This window comes from Brevibacterium sp. HMSC063G07, assembly GCF_001810665.1.
Classification (GTDB): Bacteria; Actinomycetota; Actinomycetes; order Actinomycetales; family Brevibacteriaceae; genus Brevibacterium.
The window spans coordinates 1-2,540 of sequence record NZ_KV802326.1 but is presented as its reverse complement, the minus strand read 5'-3'; the positions used below and the strand labels follow the sequence as shown (position 1 = coordinate 2,540).

Genomic DNA, 2,540 nt, shown 5'->3' with positions numbered 1-2,540 from the left:
GCTGTTGATTTCCATGGAATCCTGACCCGGCATTTCCATCGAATATTGACCCACCCTCTTTGTAAGCCTGATGGCTCACGATGTGGACAAGTTCTTGGTTTTCTCCTTCTTGGGTTGGACTTGCTGAACGGATTGCGCCGTGCTGTGCTTGAACCGGAAGCTGTCGTTGCCTGTTTCCAGGATATGGCAGCGATGCGTAAGACGATCCAGCAATGCAGTGGTCATCTTCGCATCGCCGAACACACTGGCCCACTCGCTGAAGCTCAGGTTCGTGGTGATCACTACGCTCGTGCGCTCGTAGAGTTTGGACAGCAAATGGAACAGCAGAGCCCCACCTGAAGCACTGAACGGCAGGTAGCCCAATTCATCGAGCACCACCATGTCCATATGCATCAGCCTGTGCGCGATGCGCCCGGAATTGTCACTGGCCTTCTCCCGCTCCAACGCGTTGACCAGATCGACCGTAGAGAAGAAGCGTATGCGGCAGCGGTGATGCTCGATGGCTTGCACACCCAGGGCCGTGGCGAGGTGGGACTTGCCTGTGCCCGGTCCGCCCACGAGCACCACATTCTGTGCATCGTCCATGAACTCACACCGATGCAACTGGCGTACCAGGGCTTCATTGACCTCGCTGTGGGTGAAGTCGAAGCCTGCAAGGTCGCGGTAGACGGGCAAGCGCGCCAGCTTTAATTGATACGCCACCGTGCGCACCTCCCGCTCGGCCATCTCCGCCTTGAGCAGCTGCGAGAGCATGGGCTGGGCTGCCTCGAAGGCAGGCGATCCCTGCTCGGCCAGCTCCGCCACGGCCTGCGCCATGCCGTGCATCTTGAGCTCGCGCAGCATGATCACGATGGCCCCACTCGCTGGGTCATGTCGCATGGCGCACCTCCCGGGTGATCACCGCGTTGGCAGCGCTTGCACGACTCCTGAGGGTGTCATAACGCCGCACGTCGGCCTTCGGCTCGGTCGCCAGGCGCAGCGCCTGTGGCGCCGTGACCGGCGCAGGCGCCACGGGCTTGGCGTCCAGCAACCGGTGCAGCACGTTCAGCACATGGGTCTTGCTGGCCACGCCAGCCTCCAGGGACAGCTCGACTGCGGTCAGCACCGCCTGCTCGTCATGGTGCAGCACCAGCGCCAGGATCTCCACCATCTCGCGGTCTCCGCCCGGCTGCTTCAGCAGCACCGCCTGCAGGCGACGGAAGCCTTGCGGAAGGTCGCTGAAGGGCGCCCCGTTACGCAGCGCCCCGGGCTTGCGCTGCACGACCGCCAGGTAGTGGCGCCAGTCGTAGACGGTATGACCACCGTGGCGATGCCCCGGCTCGAACACACGTTCGTGCTCACAGATCACCTGCCCCTCGGCCGCGACGACCAGCCGGGCAGCGTACACCCGCAGGCTCACGGGGCGGTTCGCATACGAGGCCGGCACGCTGTAGCGGTTGCGCTCGAAGTGCACCAGGCAAGTCGGAGAGACGCGTTTGGTGTGTTCCACGAAGCCGTCGAAGGGCCGTGGCACAGGCATGAGCAAGGATCGCTCCTGCGCCCAGACATCCGCCACCGTGCCAGGCAGCTTGCCGTGGACGATCTCGCCCCACAGCGCCTTGCAGCGGCTCTCCAACCAGTCGTTGAGCAGCGCCAGCGTGGCGAACGCCGGCACGGGCTGCCACAGCCGGTGGCGGGCGTCGCGCACGTTCTTCTCCACCTGGCCCTTCTCCCAGCCCGAGGCCGGGTTACAGAACTCGGCCTCGAACAGGTAGTGGCTGACCATGGCGCTGAAGCGCGCGTTGACATCGCGCTCCTTGCCGCGGCGCACCTTGTCCACGGCCGTCTTCATGTTGTCGTAGATGCCCCGTCGCGGCACGCCGCCGAGCACCTCGAAGGCCCGGTTGTGTGCATCGAACAGCATCTCGTGGGTCTGCAGCAGGTAGGCGCGCACGATGAACGCGCGGCTGTGGCTGAGCTTGAAGTGCGCCACCTGCAGCTTGGTGCGCTCGCCGGCGATGACCGCCCAGTCCTCGCTCCAGTCGAACTGGAATGCCTCGCCGGGGCCGAAGGCCAGGGGCACGAAGGTGCCTCGCCCGGTGGTCTGCTGGATCGCGTGGCGTTGCGCGTGCCAGGCGCGTGCAAAGGCCGCCACGCGGTTGTACGACCCCTGGTAGCCCAGCGCTGCCAGGTCGGCGTGCATCTGCTTGAGCGTGCGTCGTTGCTTACGGGACTTGGACGCTTCGCTCTTGAGCCAGCCGCTGAGCTTCTCGGCGAAGGCGTCGAGCTTGCTCGGGCTGATGCGCTTCGCGTAGCTGGGCGCCGCCTCGCCCTCGCGAAGGTACTTGCGGATGGTGTTGCGAGACAAGCCCGTGCGCCGGACTATCTCTCGGATGGACAGTTGCTCACGCAATGCCCAACGTCTGATGACACTCAGTGTCGCCACGTCAATCACTCCTGTGCTCCTGCCGCTAAAAGCAGCAGGTTAGGGTTACTACGTGGGTCAGTTTTAGATGGAAATCACACCGTCAACTGGGTCACTTCTGGATGGAAATCAACAC

At 64.0% G+C, this 2,540-nt stretch carries 2 protein-coding genes; both read right to left on the bottom strand.

Annotated features, from left to right (window positions below):
• Positions 1-75 precede the first annotated feature (75 nt).
• Positions 76-879: an IS21-like element helper ATPase IstB gene (istB, locus tag HMPREF2757_RS02395; protein ID WP_070573058.1), complete on the bottom strand. Its 804-nt coding sequence runs from the start codon at positions 877-879 to the stop codon at positions 76-78.
• On the bottom strand, positions 869-2,434 hold the full coding sequence (gene istA, locus HMPREF2757_RS02390; protein WP_070573056.1) for an IS21 family transposase: 1,566 nt from the start codon (positions 2,432-2,434) through the stop codon (positions 869-871). Before istA ends, istB begins: the two co-directional genes overlap by 11 nt.
• Between the last annotated feature and the right edge of the window lie 106 nt (positions 2,435-2,540).